Genomic DNA, 15175 nt, shown 5'->3' with positions numbered 1-15175 from the left:
ACCGGCGACCGGGATCGCGATGTTGCCGCCCCGACTCGAAGGACCGGCGGGTTCGGAACTCAGTCCGCCTGCAGAACCAGCTTGGGTCCGGGGTCTGCCGACATGGGCACACTGTCCCGCTGCAGCATCCAGCTGGCGATGTTGTGGAACAGAGGGGCTGCCGACTGACCGCCCGAGCCGTCGGCGCTGCGGGTAGGGGCGTCGAGCATGATGCCGATCACGTAGCGAGGATCGTCGGCGGGCGCGATACCCGCGAAGGTGATCCAGTAGTTCGAATTGGAATAGCACTTGCATTCCGGATCGACCTGCTGAGCCGTACCGGTCTTGCCACTGATCTGGTAGCCCTCGACACCGGCGGCCACTCCCGTGCCGCGCTGGTTGCCCGTGTCGTCCTGGGTGACGGAACGGAACATGTTGCGAACCGTCTTCGCGGTATCCGGACTGACCACGTACACCCCGTCCGGCCGCTGGGTCTCGGTCCGCTGACCGTTGGCGTCCACCGTCGCCTCGACGATGCGCGGAGGAATACGCACGCCGTTGTTGGCGATCGCCTGGTACATCCCGGTCATCTGCAGCAGCGTCATCGACAGGCCCTGACCGATGGGAAGGTTGGCAAACGTGCCGCCCGACCACTGATCCCGACTGGGCACGCTTCCAGCGCTCTCGTTGGGCAGACCGACATCACTGCGCTGGCCGAGGCCGAACCTGCTGAGCATGTCTGCGTATCGGTCCTCGCCGACGCGTTGGGCCAGCATCAACGTGCCGACGTTCGAGGACTTACCGAACACGCCGGTCGTGGTGTACGGCGCGACACCGTGTTCCCACGCATCCCTGACCGACACTCCGGACATGAAGATGCTGCCCGGCACCTGCAACACCTCGTCCGGTGTGGTGAGTCCGTATTCGATGGCCGCAGCCGCCGTGATGATCTTGTTCACCGAACCGGGCTCGAACGGAGTGGTGACGGGCAGATTGCCCATCTCCTTGGTGCGCTCGTTGTTACCGACACCGATACCGGCGTTGAAGGTGTTGTCGTTCGACATCGCCAGCACTTCACCGGTCCGCGAATCCTGCACGTAGGCAGACGCGTTCTTCGCTCCGGACAGGTCCTTCGCCAACTGCACCTGCTGCTGTACGTAGTACTGAAGGTCTGCATCGATGGTCAGTTCGACGCTGGAACCGTTGACCGCGGGCTGCTTGTCACGCCAGCTGCCGGGAATGACGGCACCGTCGGAACCGCGGTCGTAGGTCTGCGAACCGTCGGTTCCGGCCAAAGTCGCGTCGAGCGAATCCTCCAGGCCGAGCAGACCGTGTCCGTCCCAACCAGTGGCACCGACGATGTTGGCGGCCAGAGATCCGCCCGGATACTCCCGAATGTCCTGACGCTCGAGCCCGACCTGCTTGAAATCCGCACTGATCTTCGACGCCACGGTGGCGTCCACACCCCGTGCCAGATAGGTGAATTCGTCGTTGCTCTTCAGTTTCGCGAGCAGATCCTTCTCGCTGATCACATCGCCGAGATCGTTGTGGATGCGCGCGGCGATATCCTCGAGGTACTGCTCGGTCTCCGGAGCACTGGGATTCTTCGCCCTGGCCTCGTCGAGTTCCTTACGAACCCGAACCGGCTGGAACGTCAGCGCTTTCGCCTCCATCGTGAAGGCGATCGGATTGCCGTTGCGATCGAGAATCGACCCGCGCATGGCGGGATCGACAAGGGTGGTGGTGCGCTGCGACGCCGACTCGGCCGACAGTCTCGGACCGTCGAAACCCTGGATCCACAGCAATTGAGCTGCCGCGACGGCCAGCGCCACGTACATCAGAATTCTGCCGGTTCCGTGACGGAACCGAAAAGTGGACGAGTCGAGACGCTTTCGGCTCGGTGGCCGTCGACTCGGAGCAGGCGTAGGCCTGGTCACTGCCCGTCACCCGCGGCTTCTTCGGTGGCCGGAGTCGCAGGGGTAGCGGTCGACGGGGCTTCGGTCGACGGTGTCTCGAGCGAGGGGATGCTCATGGGAATGAATTGTTCAGGAAGAGCTGCGTTTCCAGCGCCATTGCTTGCACTCGGCGTGGCGGCACGGGTATCGACCGTCCCCGACGTCCGGTTGGGCTGCGATGCGCTGCGCGGCGTCAGTTGCTGCGACTGTGCTCCCGCATTGGGGACGGTGCTCTCGCCTGCACCGGCGGGAGCTACCGGATCGAGCGGAGCAACCGGCGCACCGTCGGCCGGAGCCGGGGTGCCCACGACCTGAACACCGCCGTCCGGCGCAACTATCAGGCGCGTGGAGTTCTTGACCGGAACCATACCGAGACCAGCGGCTTTGCGGGCCAACTCGGGCGCGGATTCCGCCAACTCGACGTCCTTCTGCAGGGACGCCCGTTGCTGTGCCAGTTCGGTGTTGACGGCCTTGGCGGCACTGAGGTCGTAGGAGTCGCCGGCAGACCGTGTGGTCAGCAACAACGTCAGGCCGAGCCCGAGGGCGAGCAAGCCGATGATCAAGGCGACGAACGGAATTCGCGCAGCGATAGCCCCTCCGTCGATCGACCGCCGAGAGCCCGAACCACGAGCCGAGTCCGACGTGTGAATCGAGGCGCGCTGCTGCCTGCGCTCGTACGCACGAAGAGCGGCGCCGGATCGTCCGCTGCCCTTACCTGTACGTTCAGGGCGTACCAGGGGAACCCGATTGCGTTGTGTTCCAACGGTTGTGCCTGGAACCGTCATTCCGCTCTCCTTGCAATCCGTTCGGCGGCGCGCAATCTCACCGGAGCCGAACGTGGGTTGACGTCGATTTCTTCATCCGAGGCGCGCTCGGCACCTCTGGTCAGGAGCCGAAACTCCGGACCCATTCCGGGAAGCTCGACCGGCAGCCCCTCCGGGCTACGGGACTTGATCCGAGGGGCCAACTCCTGCTTGACGACTCGGTCTTCGAGCGACTGATACGACATGAAGACCACCCGGCCACCTACAGCCAAGGCCTCGAGCCCGGCAGGCACCGCAGACTTCAGCGAATCCAGCTCGCCGTTGACCTCGATGCGCAGGGCTTGAAAGGTGCGCTTGGCTGGGTGTCCACCGGTGCGCCGCGTCGCGGCCGGGATTGCGGCGTAGAGCAGCTCGACCAACGGTCCGCTCGTGGTGAACGGCGTGTGCTCACGTCGTCGCAGAACAGCGGAGGCGATCTTGCCGGCGAACCGCTCCTCGCCGTAGGTGCTGAGCACCCGCGCGATGTCACCGTGCGAGTAGGTATTGAGCACGTCGGCAGCGGTGATGCCCACCGTCGGATTCATCCGCATGTCCAGCGGCGCATCGACGGAGTAGGCGAATCCGCGATCGGACTCGTCCAGCTGCATCGACGACACTCCGAGGTCGAACAGGATGGCGTGCACGGATTCGAGTGCCGGCAGACCGGCTTCGTCGAGTGCCTCTGCGATCCCGTCGTACGTTGTGTGCACCAACGTGATTCGATCGGAGAACGGGGCCAGCCGGGATCCGGCGAGTCGGAGTGCGTCGGGATCGCGATCGAGTCCGATGAGGTGCAGGTGCGGATAGGTTCGGAGGAAGTGTTCGGCGTGACCACCGAGTCCAAGCGTCGCGTCGATCATGACGCGGGTGCCGTCTGCGGAATCGAGTGCGGGTCCCAGCAATTCGTCCGCGCGGTCGAGTCGAACCGGTACGTGCAGCGGACCTGTGGATCGACGATCGGGTCCGTCGGCGGACGATGCGCTCTCGTCCCGCCCGTCACCCTCCGTCATGATTCCTCCCGGTCGTGCGTGCGTACGTCTCGCCCGGGTCCGGGCCGTGCGGGTTGCCCACGGACGCCGGTGCGAATGCTTCGAGGTCCCTGTCCGATAGGGAACCTGGCGTTGGGGAAGAACGTCAGGGTCCTGATCTGCGAAACCTGGCGTTGGGGAAGAACGTCAGGGTTCTGATCGGGCAGAGGCCTCGCTGCACTCGCAGGCGACCTGGGCGGGTTACAAGATCCCTCCGAGGGATTCGTCGAAAGCGTCGGAGAAGTCCTGCTCGTTTTCAGCGGAGTAGCGGGCCCATGCCTCGTCGTTCCAGATTTCGATGAAATCCATCGAACCGATCACCACACAGTTACGTTCGAGTCCCGCGTAGCGACGGTGCTCTGGGCTGATGGTGATACGTCCCTGTCCGTCCGGCCGTTGCTCATCGGTTCCCGAGAAGAACTGACGTACATAGGCGCGGGCTTTCGGGTTGGAACGAGACGCCGCCGTCAGCTTCCGAGACCGCTCCTCGAAGTCTGCCGCGGTGTAGACCGCGAGGCTGAAATCCTGCCCCTTGCTCACCATGACACCTCCTGCAAGCGCGTCCCGAAACTTGGCCGGCAACGTCAGTCGACCCTTGTCGTCGAGCTTCGGCGTGTAGGTACCGAGAAACACTCGCCACCTCCAGCCTCGACTCTCCGCTGCGGACCACTTTACCCCACTCTCCCCCACTTCGAACCATTCGCAGCGTGAAAACTTTGGGCGATTCCACATCTCCGCAGCTCAGCGACAGTAAGACTGCTCGAATTGACGGTCAGCACCCGCACATGGAAAGCCGCCCCCATCGGACAAAGATCACTCGAACTCCCCCGGTACGGCGGTACGACCAGGCCTTTCACACCATCGACGGCGGAGCGGCAGCCCCTCGAAGGGGCTCAGTGGGGCTCGAGTGGGGAGAAGTGGGGACTTTCGCTGATCGTGGGGCGAAGTGGGGAGGCGGCCCGAAAGCGCACAGCTACGACCATTCACACCGGGCGGGGGACGTCGGCTCGGGAGAGGCACCCGCAGCACGTGGTCCGATCCCGACAGAAACGACAGCAGCACCCCACCCGAAGGTGAGGTGCTGCTGTGCGTGACGCGTGAAGTTGTGGGAGCGAACCGATATCGGGCGGGTTGTTCGGAACCCGGTCGACTCAGTCCTGCTCGAACCTCTTACGGAACCGATCTTCCATGCGAGAGGTGAAGCTACCGCCTTTGCGGCCACCCTTCGATTTCTGTCCGGCACCACGACCCGAGGCTTCGGCAGCACTGTTGGTTGTGCCACCTTCGTCCGGTGTCGCTGCGGCTCCCTTCTTGGAGCCGCCGAACAAGAACAGTGCCCCGGCACCGAACATGAACAAAAAGCCGATGAGACTGACGACGAGAAAAGCCAAGCTGTTCGTCGACAAAGCAACACCGGCGACGAGCAACACGAGTCCCACGACGAACAGCGCGGCAGCCTGAAAGCGCCTCCTGCTCGACGCCGCGCGAACGCGACCGCCTCTCACATGAGACGCGAACTTGGGATCCTCGGCGTAGAGAGCGCTCTCGATCTGATCGAGCATGCGCTGCTCGTGCTCGGAGAGTGGCACGGTACCTCCCCCTGCACTGATATTGAAGGTCGTTTCGGTTGCGAAACGACGGGAAGCTGACCTTGGCGGCTACCTAGTGTCGATGATACGAGCTGAATCCACTGCTTACCACCTACTCGGACTATGTGTTCCTGAGAAACGCCGAAGTTTTCGAGACGGGCGTCCCGGAAACTGCCGCCTGACACCGTGTGACGTGGCCGTTCACGCCCGTCGACCAGCTCGATGAGCTATGCCGACAATGGTGTGGCCATCGGATCGACGGAGGCGAACCGCGACTGACCGCCGAGTCGATCGTCGACCGAGTTCAAGAAACGACTCACGTGGCGATAGAAATCGTCGGCATCGACATCGGCCACCGTGCTCGACGCGCCCGCTTCGACCGCGGCGCGAGTGGCCGAGAAAGATGCGAAGTAGTCCGACCAGACGGCGAGTTCGGGTGCCGCCTTCGCCATCAACACCCACGCGTTGCGCGAGCGCGGGCGCGCACCGATCGAGTTCGGCAGCGACGCCAGTACTGCCGCCGCTCCTTTGAGCGCCGCGGCGTAGCTCCCGAGAAACCGGTCACCCGCGTCGCTCTCACCGATGGACTCTGACAGCAGAGCGTCGGCCCGACCGAGCAGAACCCGGGCCTGACGCGGCACCGGCGACCGCACGCCGGCATCGAATGCCTTCGTGATCGTCATACTCGAACACCTCCAGTTCGAATCTCCGGTGCGTACCTGACGCGCCCGGAACCGTGACGAAGCCTTACAGTCGAACTCCGGAGTATTCGACCCCCTGTTCCGAGTCGAAGCCACCGGCGCACTCGGCCCCGATCATCGAACACCCGTTCGACGCTTTTCAATATAGCTGTGCCCACCGACAAGTTTCCGAAGAAAGGTTGAGGACAGTCGTCACCGATGCGCGGACAACGCCGTACCTGGTCGATCTGACGCCCCCGGAATTTCGCCTGCGGCTGCTCGAAGCACTGTCGATCTACGTCGAAGCCATGGGTTACCCACGCGGAACCGAGCAGAGCCGGGCGCCGATGTGGAGGGAACATCTGCATCGTCCTGGCTGGCGAGCGGTCGGAGCGCTGCTCCCGAACTCGGATCCTGACCAGCCGGATTCACTGGTCGCAGTTGCCTACGGCTACCACGGTGCACCACATCAGTGGTGGCATCAGCAGGTTCGCGACGGATTGCGCCGCTCGGGGCACCCTCCGCACAGTGTCGAGAACGCGTTGGGGAACTACTTCGAGCTGACCGAGCTCCACGTCCTCCCGAGCGCTCAGGGGTATGGCCTCGGCTTGCAACTGTGCCGTCGGTTGCTCGACGGTGTGAGCGCGGACAACGTGATGTTGTCCACACCCGAGGTGGCGCGAGAGGACAATCGAGCCTGGCGGCTCTATCGGCGGCTGGGCTTTGCGGACGTGCTGCGGGACTTCAAGTTCGCGGGCGATCGACGGCCCTTCGCCGTCCTGGGTCGCCGGTTACCGCTCGACGGGCCAGTAGCCTGAAAGATGTGATCGACGCTGTGGTGGTGGGCTCCGGCCACAATGCCCTGACCTCCGCCTGCTACCTGACCGATGCCGGGTGGTCTGTCGAGGTTCTCGAACGCGACACCGTGGCCGGTGGGGCAGTATCCACAGTGGAGCGCTTTCCCGGACATCGTGTGGACCGCGGTTCGTCGGCTCACATCATGATTCGCCACACCGGCATCATCGAGGAGCTCGATCTCGCACAGTTCGGCCTGCGCTACATCGACTGCGATCCCTGGGCATTCGCACCGGGGGCCGTCGACACCGACGAGCGCGCCCTCGTCTTCCATCGCAGTCTCGATCGCACCTGCGACTCCATCGCCGCCGCATGCGGGGCCGCGGACGCCCGCGCCTATCGCGCGTTCGTCTCGGTCTGGGGTCCCCGTAGTGAACGAACCATGCGCGCGTTCGGCGGGCCGCCCACCGGGGCGAAGCTGCTCCGCTCCTTCTGGGGCCTCGGGGCTCCGGACGGGGGCAGCATGCTCTCCCGCGAATTCCTCGCCACCGGTGATTCGTTGTTGGACGAGATGTTCTCGAGCGAACGCCTCAAGGCCGCACTGGCGTGGTTCGGTGCGCAATCGGGGCCGCCGATGTCCGAGCCGGGTACCGCACCGATGGTCGGATTCGCCGCACTCATGCACACACTTCCGCCCGGCCGCGCCGTCGGCGGCAGTGGTGCGCTGACCGAGGCGATGATCGCCCGGTTGCAGAGAGACGGGGTTGAACTCACCCTCGGCGACGCCGTGACCTCGCTCGTACGCCGCCCGCACGGCTGGACCACAAGGACCGCGTCGGGTCGGGAGATCGACAGCCGTGTGGTCGTTGCCGGTTGTCATATCCTGACCACGCTCGACCTGCTCGCCGACGGTGGGCACGACGCGGCGCAGATCGGACGGTGGCGCAGCACGATTCGAGTAGGACCGGGACTCGGTACCGCGGTCCGGCTGGCCACCGACGCCCTTCCGGTATATCCGAGTGCCGACCGAATCGAGGACGGCACCCACGGCCTTGCGCTGCTGGTACGAGACCGCAGCCAGCTGCGCCTGGCACACGGCCATGCACTCGCCGGTGATCTGCCACCGACTCCGGCCGTGCTGGGAATGTCGTTCAGTGCCATCGACCCCACCATCGCGCCACCGGGACAGCATCAGATCTCGCTGTGGTCTCAGTGGCATCCGCACACTCTCGCCGACGGCAGACGATGGCGTTCGGACGTTCCGGGCGAACGCTCGTTGGCCGAGTTCGAGGCGGACCGGATCGTGGCCGAGATGGATAGGTACGCACCCGGGTTCGCCGGTGCGGTGCTGGATCGGCACGTCCAGTCTCCGCCCGACATCGAGCGTGAGCTCGGGCTGATCGGAGGCAACATCATGCACCTGGACATGTCGCTGGACCAGATGATGATGTGGCGGCCGCACCCGCAACTGGCCGGTCATCGAGTCCCGGGGGCGGACGGCCTGTATCTCACCGGCGCATCCACCCACCCCGGTGGCGGGGTCACCGCGGCCAGCGGTCGGTCTGCTGCGCGAATCGCGATTGCCGACGCCCGCGCCGGACGCCGTCGCGAGTTCTTCCGGAGGAGGCGAGCATGAGGGTTTCACCGATCGTCGTGGCGGTTGCGGCTGTCGGCTGCCAGATCGTCTACCCATTGGTGTCGGGGTCGACTCGAGACGCAGTGACGGTTGCTGTGGTCGCGTTGCTCGCACTCGCGTCGATCCTGCATGCCGTGCTGCACCGAGGAGCGGTGTGGGCCACCGTTCTGGTCCTCGTCACGGCAGGCACCGGGTTTGCATCCGAACTGGTGGGAACCGCCACCGGCATCCCGTTCGGCGAATACTTCTACGCACAGAATCGCTTGGGTCCCAGCCTGTTCGAGGTACCCGTGGTGGTCCCGCTGGCCTGGACGGCCGGTTTCTACCCGATTTGGTGCGCGGTGACCTACGTCGTTCGCCGCCTCGGTACGACACAGGTCCGCGCCGCCGGCCTCCGGATCGCCGCAGTAGCGGTGGGCATGGTCGGCTGGGACCTCTATCTCGATCCGCAGATGGTCACCGACGGCCAATGGACATGGACATCCGGAGCCGTCGGCCTGCCAGGAGTGCCGTCCATTCCGCTGACCAACTACCTCGGCTGGCTCGTGGTGGCCACGCTGATGGCGGCGGTCGTGGAGTCGCTCGACCGTGCCATCGGATCCCCTCGCCCGTCCGACACCCGGCCGCAACCGTTCGACGATGCGGTACCGATCGGGCTGTTCCTGTGGACGTGGCTCGGGTCGGCACTCGCGCATGCCGTTTTCCTCGACGGTCCGGAACTTCGATTCTCGGCGGTGTACGGGTTCCTGGTGATGGGCGCGGTCGGGCTACCGCTGGTGTGGATCGGTGGCCGCACGCGTCGCCCACGATCGCGCGCAACAGTCTCCGGTCTCGGTACCGACACGCCTCGCTGACAACCCCTGCCGACTGACATCGACTCGATGCCCTGGCACGATGTCGCTGTGCAGTCGACATCGCGAACATCTCACCGAACCCACCGCCGCAGGATTCTCTCGGTGGTCGCACTGGCGCTACTGGTCGCGCCGCTGCTGGCCGGGTGCCTTCGGGTACAGGTCACGATGGGGGTGTCGGCGAACGATCGGGTGGCGGGCCAGATCGTGGCAGCCAGTGTGCCGACCTCCGACTCCGATACCGGCCCGGAGCTGGTGGTTCCGTCCTCGATCGAGGACAAGGTGCGGGTCGAGCCGTACAACCAGGACGGATACGTCGGCTCGCAGGCCATTTTCGACGATCTCTCGTTCGGCGATGTGCAAACGCTCGGCTCCATCTTCCAGAACGCCGCCGGATCGTTCCAGCTGGAGCTTCAGCGATCGGGTGACACCGTCACCTTGGCGGGCAACGCCGACTTGTCCTCGGTTCCGGCCCAGGGTTCGGACGTTCAGTTCACCATTGCATTCCCTGCCCGCATCGGAACCACGAACGGCACCCGCGAGAGCGACAACTCCATCTCCTGGAAGTTGCCTGCAGGTGAAGTGACGTCGGTGCGCGCCGAGGTCAACTACCCCGATCCCAACACCAGGAGCTTCGCCGGCTGGGCGGGCATCGTCGGTGGTGTGACCGTCGGCGTCGCGGCCATCATCGGAGCCATGGCCTGGGTTTCGCGCAACCCACCGCTGCGTAATCGGCAGCCGGGAGGACCCGAGGCGGACAGTCCGACCGACAGAACGTCGGTGTGACCGACCGACTCCTCGCACGAACGACGGCGACCGCTGCCGTCCTGGCAACGGCGTCGGCTGCAGTGTCGCTGCTCAATGTGCGCTTCACGCCCGGCTTGCGTACTCCGGATCGTGACATCACCGAACGCATCGTCGTCTGCATTCCCGCCCGCGACGAGGTAGCGACACTGCCATTGCTGATCGGCGATCTCACCCGTCAGCGATCGTGTGCCGACTTGCAGGTCATCGTCCTCGACGACGACTCCAGCGACGGGACGGCGTCGGCTGCCCGCACGGCCGCCGCCGGCGACCCGAGGATTCGCGTCGTGACCTCGAATGCCGCTCCCCCGCCCGGCTGGACCGGAAAGGCCGCCGCGTGCGCCGAGCTGGCAAGACTGGCCGACGAAGGCGGCGCACAGGCGTCGCTGATCATGTTCGTCGATGCCGACGTTCGACTCGCGCCCGACTCAGTGGCAGCCGCTGCCGAGGCTCTGCGACGCCGCGATGCGGCGCTTTTGTGCCCGTGGCCCGAACAGCTGGTCGGCAGTATCGCCGAGCGACTCGTTCAACCGCTGCTCGCATGGTCCTGGATGTCCACTCTTCCCGTGCCGTTGGCCAACTCGACGCTGCTGCCGTCGATGGCGGTGGCCTGTGGTCAGTTCATGGCATTCGACGCCGCTGCCTATCGCGCCATCGGGGGCCACAGCTGCGTCGCGGCCAGCGCAACCGAAGATCTCGATCTGGCACGCACCCTCCGCCGACGAGGCATGTCGACTGCGGTGGTGTCGGGAGCGGGGTTCGTCAGCTGCCGGATGTACGACTCGGCTACCGACCTGCGATCCGGGTACAGCCGGTGGCTGTGGAACGAGTTCGGCGGCCCGGTCGGTTCGGCCACCGCAACACTGACGTCCGCCGCGATCTACCTGCTGCCGCCGATAGCAGCGCTCACGGCCTCGGGATCGGTGCGTCGCCTCGGTTTGGCCGGATATCTCGCGGGCATCGTGTCTCGAATGGCCGCGCGTCGACGCGAATCGGGACCGCGGTTCGGCGTGGACGATGTGATCGACGCCGCGCTGCATCCGGTGTCGATTCTCGCTTTCACCGGACTCGTCGCGGAATCCCACGTCCGCAGGCAACGCGGATCGTTGACGTGGAAGTCGCGTCCCTCGCCCTCGCCGCAGCGCTGACGCGGCTACACCCGCGCGGGCGCGAGCCCCAGGTTGCACAACACCTCACGGGTGGCGCGGGCAAAGTTCAACGTGATGAAGTGCAGTCCGGGTGCACCTTCGGAGATCAGCCGCTCACCGATGTTCGTGGCGAGTTCGATGCCCACCTCTCGGACGGCCGCGCGGTCCTCCTCGTGCCCGGATCCGGCGGCGCGAGTGAACTTCTCGTCCAGGGACGACGGCAGCGTGGTGCCCGAGAGCTCGAGCATCCGGCGAACCGACCGGAGTGAGGTGATGGGCATGATCTCGGGGATGATCGGCTTGGCACCCTGCTCGGCGTCGTACGCAGACACGCGATCGCGCAGACGCAGATAGTCGTCCACGTCGAAGAACATCTGGGTGATCGAGTACTCGGCCCCGGCACGGAGCTTGCCGACCAGGCACCTGGTGTCCTGTTCGAGGTCGTCGGCGCGGTGGTGTCCTTCGGGGAACGACGCCACTCCGACGTGGAAGTCGCCCAGATCGCGCACCAACCGAACGAGTTCCTCTGCGTACTCGACTCCGTCCGGATGCTTCTCCCAGTCACCGAGTGGATCTCCCGGCGGGTCTCCGCGCAGCACGAGGATGTTGGTGATGCCGCGGTCTGCGTAGGACCCGACCATCGACCGCAACTCGTCGACACTGTGCGAAACGGCGGTGAGATGCGCCACGGGCAGCAGCGTGGTCTCCTCCGCAATCTGTCCGGTGACACGCACCGTCCGATCACGCGTCGACCCTCCGGCACCGTATGTCATCGACACGAAGGCGGGCGCAAGCTGCTCGAACTCGCGAACTGCGCGCCACAACCTGGCCTCGGCCGCAGCATCGCGCGGCGGCGAGAACTCGACAGAGAACGGGATTCTCGCGTTCGGTTCACTGCGCAGTCGGTCGACGATGGACGGCGTCCCCGACGCGTTCCCTCGGCTCGCCCGCCCCCGGACGGATTCTTCGCTCACCCGAAGATCATAGGTTGCGCGTCGGTACAGCCCGTCGGGCCTCCCGGGCGTCGGTGTTCGCCGCACGTCGGCGCGGGGGTGTGGACGGCTACTAGTCTGGGAACCACATTCCGACGCACCCACCGCAAACCTTGGAGGATCGTCCTGTCCGGAGACTTGTCTTCGCCCGTCGTCGACACCCCCACCGCTGCACTCGGCCCGGAGGCGCTGCGCGCTGCCGTGGACGCGAAGCTCGCCGAGTTCTTCGCCACGCGCCGTGACGTCGTCGACACCGTCGGCGGTGGCTACCCCGCAGCTGTGGCAGATCTCGAAGCCTTCGTGCTGCGCGGCGGCAAGCGCATGCGCCCCGCGTTCGCCTGGACGGCGTGGCTCGGTGCCGGTGGCGAACCCACCGGTCCGCGGTCCGACGCAGTGCTTCGCGCCTGCTCGGCGCTCGAACTGATTCAGGCCTGCGCCCTCATCCACGACGACATCATCGATTCGTCCAGCACACGGCGCGGCTTTCCGACCGTGCACGTCGGGTTTGCCCGACGGCATCGGGACGCGGGCTGGTCCGGCTCTTCGGACCACTTCGGCGAGTCGGCCGCCATCCTCGTCGGTGATCTCGCCCTGTGCTGGGCCGACGATCTACTCCGGGAGTCGGGCATCGACAACGACGCGGCGCGGCGGGTCCAGCCGGTGTGGTCGGCCATGCGCACGGAGGTCCTGGGTGGCCAACTCCTCGACATCGAAGCCGAAGCGGGCACCGACGAAGGGGTGGCGGCTGCGATGCGGGTCAATCGCTTCAAGACCGCCGCGTACACGGTGGAGCGACCGCTGCACCTCGGCGCAGTTCTGGCGGATGCCGACGAGGACCTGATCGCTGCGTATCGCAGCTTCGGGGCAGATATCGGGATCGCGTTCCAATTGCGCGACGACCTGCTCGGAGTGTTCGGCGATCCCGAGGTGACCGGCAAGCCGTCGGGCGACGACATCACCGAGGGCAAGCGCACCGTGCTCATCGCGTCGGCGCTGAAGCAAGCCGACGAGAACCGGCCCGATCTTGCAGCCACGATCCGGGCCAGCCTCGGAACCGAACTGGACGCCGATGCAGTGGCCGACATTCGTTCGATTCTGGTCGAACTGGGAGCAGTCGACGCCGTCGAACGGCAGATCGACGAGCTCGGCGCTCGGGCGGTCGCGGCCCTCGACAACAGTTCGATCGAGCCTGTCGCAGCCGCGCATCTGCGCGCCATGGCAACCGCCGCAATCAAGCGGCAGTACTGAAAGTGAGCGTCATGTCTTCGATTCGCACGGTCACCGGACCCACCGACCGGGTCGTGGTGGTGGGAGCCGGATTGGCCGGGTTGGCTGCCGGCCTTCATCTGCTCGGAGCAGGCAAGAAGGTGACCATCGTCGAACGAGACGAGACCGTGGGCGGCCGAGTCGGCGTGTATCCCGTGTCCGATACCGACGGCTCGCATCTGTACGACATCGACAACGGCGCAAGCGTGTTGACCATGCCGAACCTGGTGCTCGAGGCCCTGGCCGCGGTGGGTGCCGATTTCGAGTCGACGACACCACAGATCCGGCTCACGGCCCTGTCGCCGTCGTATCACACGCGGTACGCCGACGGTACGTCGATCGATGTCTACTCGGACCCGGAGGCGATGGAGGCCGAGGTCGAACGGACCTGCGGGCCCGCCGAGGCACAGGGATACCGCAACCTGCGTCGGTGGCTGGCAGACATCTTCGATGCCGAATTCGACCGGTACATCGACTCGAACTTCGACTCCCCGCTCGATCTCGTGGGCTCGAAGGCTGCCATTCGCGACACCGCAACGCTGACCAAGCTGGGCGGCTTCGGCAGACTCGGACCCCGTGTCGACCGGTTCCTGAAGGACACCCGACTGCGCCGGGTCTTCACGTTTCAAGCGCTCTACGCAGGCATGGCACCGCAGAAGGCTCTCGCGGTCTACGGGGCCATCGCACACATGGACACGTCCCTCGGAGTCTTCTTCCCCGACGGCGGCATGGCAGCCATCGCCAGGGCCATGGCCGACGCGTTCGTCACCGCGGGCGGAACGCTCGAGCTCGGCACCGAGATCGTAGACATCACCGTCGACCGCGGCCGTGCCGACTCCGTGCTGACCGCGACCGGCCACCGAATCGCCTGCGACGCACTCGTTCTCACTGCCGACCTGCCTGTGGTGGATCGACTCCTGGACCGGGCGGCGGTGTCGAAGAAGGGCAGACGCAACGGCTACGGCGTCGTCTCACCGTCGGCGGTCGTCGCGCACGGAACCGTTCCCGTCGAACAAACCGCGAAGTGGCCCGCTCGCGCGCATCACACCATCGACTTCGGCGACGAATGGGCCGAGACGTTCCGAAGGATCACCGCCAAGGCGGGTAAGGGGTCGCTGATGGCCGATCCCTCGTTGCTCATCACCAGGCCTTCGGTGAGCGACCCGAACCTCGAAGTGGTGCGCGGCGGTGTCCGCTGTGAGCCGGTGTCGATATTGGCACCGTGTCCCAATCTGGACAGCGCTCCGCTCGCGTGGGCGGAATTGGCACACCCCTACCTCCGCGAAATACTGACCACGATGGAGGACCGCGGGTACACGGGACTTCAGGATGCATTCGTTGTCGACCACATCGACACACCCGAGACCTGGGCGCAGAAGGGCATGATCGAAGGTTCGCCGTTCTCGTCCGCTCACGTTTTCCGGCAGACCGGTCCGTTCCGACGCAAGAACATGGTCGCCGGACTCGACAACGTGGTTCTCGCCGGCTCCGGCACGACGCCGGGCGTGGGCGTTCCGACAGTTCTGGTGTCCGGAAAGCTCGCCGCCGAGCGGGTGACTGGACGCTCGGGGCGGTAGCTTCGTTCGATTCACTGCACCGACCAACTAAGCTGAACGCGATCGTTTGCCGGTCGCGTTCATTGCTGCGAC

Annotated in this window: 14 protein-coding genes; 7 read left to right on the top strand and 7 right to left on the bottom strand. The window is 65.6% G+C overall.

Going from position 1 to position 15175, the window contains the following annotated elements; all coding sequences use genetic code 11:
• Positions 1-59: 59 nt before the first annotated feature.
• The 6 genes from O4220_RS12140 to O4220_RS12115 form a co-directional block, all read right to left on the bottom strand.
• Complete coding sequence (locus tag O4220_RS12140) at positions 60-1916, bottom strand: peptidoglycan D,D-transpeptidase FtsI family protein (RefSeq protein ID WP_269604469.1); 1857 nt, start codon at positions 1914-1916, stop codon at positions 60-62.
• Positions 1913-2719, bottom strand: coding sequence for a hypothetical protein (locus tag O4220_RS12135; protein WP_269604467.1), 807 nt, complete (start codon positions 2717-2719; stop codon positions 1913-1915). The genes O4220_RS12140 and O4220_RS12135 overlap by 4 nt, the downstream gene beginning before the upstream one ends.
• The gene (gene rsmH / locus O4220_RS12130; RefSeq protein ID WP_269604465.1) at positions 2716-3747 is read right to left on the bottom strand and encodes a 16S rRNA (cytosine(1402)-N(4))-methyltransferase RsmH; all 1032 of its coding nucleotides are present in this window, start codon (positions 3745-3747) and stop codon (positions 2716-2718) included. Before rsmH ends, O4220_RS12135 begins: the two co-directional genes overlap by 4 nt.
• Before the next feature lie 219 nt (positions 3748-3966).
• The gene (gene mraZ, locus O4220_RS12125) at positions 3967-4398 is read right to left on the bottom strand and encodes a division/cell wall cluster transcriptional repressor MraZ (RefSeq protein WP_008715745.1); all 432 of its coding nucleotides are present in this window, start codon (positions 4396-4398) and stop codon (positions 3967-3969) included.
• Between the two features lie 518 nt (positions 4399-4916).
• Positions 4917-5354, bottom strand: coding sequence for a DUF3040 domain-containing protein (locus O4220_RS12120; RefSeq protein WP_269604461.1), 438 nt, complete (start codon positions 5352-5354; stop codon positions 4917-4919).
• A gap of 227 nt (positions 5355-5581) precedes the next feature.
• Complete coding sequence (locus O4220_RS12115; protein WP_269604459.1) at positions 5582-6037, bottom strand: SAV_6107 family HEPN domain-containing protein; 456 nt, start codon at positions 6035-6037, stop codon at positions 5582-5584.
• Positions 6038-6234: 197 nt separating this feature from the next.
• Between O4220_RS12115 and O4220_RS12110 the strand changes: the two genes are divergently transcribed.
• Genes O4220_RS12110 through O4220_RS12090 form a run of 5 tightly spaced genes read left to right on the top strand, consistent with a single transcriptional unit; the run spans position 6235 to position 11268 of the window.
• Positions 6235-6852 carry a GNAT family N-acetyltransferase gene (locus O4220_RS12110; RefSeq protein WP_269604457.1) on the top strand — a complete coding sequence of 206 codons (618 nt, stop codon included), beginning with the start codon at positions 6235-6237 and terminating at the stop codon, positions 6850-6852.
• A 5-nt stretch (positions 6853-6857) separates the two neighbouring features.
• On the top strand, positions 6858-8465 hold the full coding sequence (locus O4220_RS12105; protein WP_269604455.1) for a phytoene desaturase family protein: 1608 nt from the start codon (positions 6858-6860) through the stop codon (positions 8463-8465).
• Positions 8462-9319 (top strand): carotenoid biosynthesis protein, encoded by an 858-nt coding sequence (locus O4220_RS12100; protein ID WP_269604453.1) that lies wholly within the window; start codon positions 8462-8464, stop codon positions 9317-9319. The genes O4220_RS12105 and O4220_RS12100 overlap by 4 nt, the downstream gene beginning before the upstream one ends.
• A gap of 27 nt (positions 9320-9346) precedes the next feature.
• Complete coding sequence (locus O4220_RS12095; RefSeq protein ID WP_269604451.1) at positions 9347-10102, top strand: LppM family (lipo)protein; 756 nt, start codon at positions 9347-9349, stop codon at positions 10100-10102.
• Complete coding sequence (locus O4220_RS12090; RefSeq protein ID WP_269604449.1) at positions 10099-11268, top strand: glycosyltransferase; 1170 nt, start codon at positions 10099-10101, stop codon at positions 11266-11268. The genes O4220_RS12095 and O4220_RS12090 overlap by 4 nt, the downstream gene beginning before the upstream one ends.
• Before the next feature lie 5 nt (positions 11269-11273).
• Here the strand turns inward: O4220_RS12090 and metF are convergent, their stop codons facing one another.
• Positions 11274-12242: a methylenetetrahydrofolate reductase [NAD(P)H] gene (metF, locus tag O4220_RS12085; protein WP_269604447.1), complete on the bottom strand. Its 969-nt coding sequence runs from the start codon at positions 12240-12242 to the stop codon at positions 11274-11276.
• A 156-nt stretch (positions 12243-12398) separates the two neighbouring features.
• Here metF and O4220_RS12080 point away from each other — a divergent pair, with 156 nt between their 5' ends.
• Together O4220_RS12080 and crtI are read left to right on the top strand one after the other, a co-directional pair.
• The gene (locus O4220_RS12080; RefSeq protein WP_269604445.1) at positions 12399-13508 is read left to right on the top strand and encodes a polyprenyl synthetase family protein; all 1110 of its coding nucleotides are present in this window, start codon (positions 12399-12401) and stop codon (positions 13506-13508) included.
• An 11-nt stretch (positions 13509-13519) separates the two neighbouring features.
• Positions 13520-15103: a phytoene desaturase family protein gene (crtI, locus tag O4220_RS12075; protein ID WP_269604443.1), complete on the top strand. Its 1584-nt coding sequence runs from the start codon at positions 13520-13522 to the stop codon at positions 15101-15103.
• Positions 15104-15175 lie beyond the last annotated feature (72 nt).

Origin of the sequence: Rhodococcus ruber, from assembly GCF_027270735.1 — a bacterium.
In the GTDB taxonomy this organism is placed as follows: Bacteria; Actinomycetota; Actinomycetes; order Mycobacteriales; family Mycobacteriaceae; genus Rhodococcoides; species Rhodococcoides rubrum_A.
The sequence above is the reverse complement of the archived record's forward strand: the minus strand, read 5'-3'. Positions and strand labels throughout refer to the sequence as shown.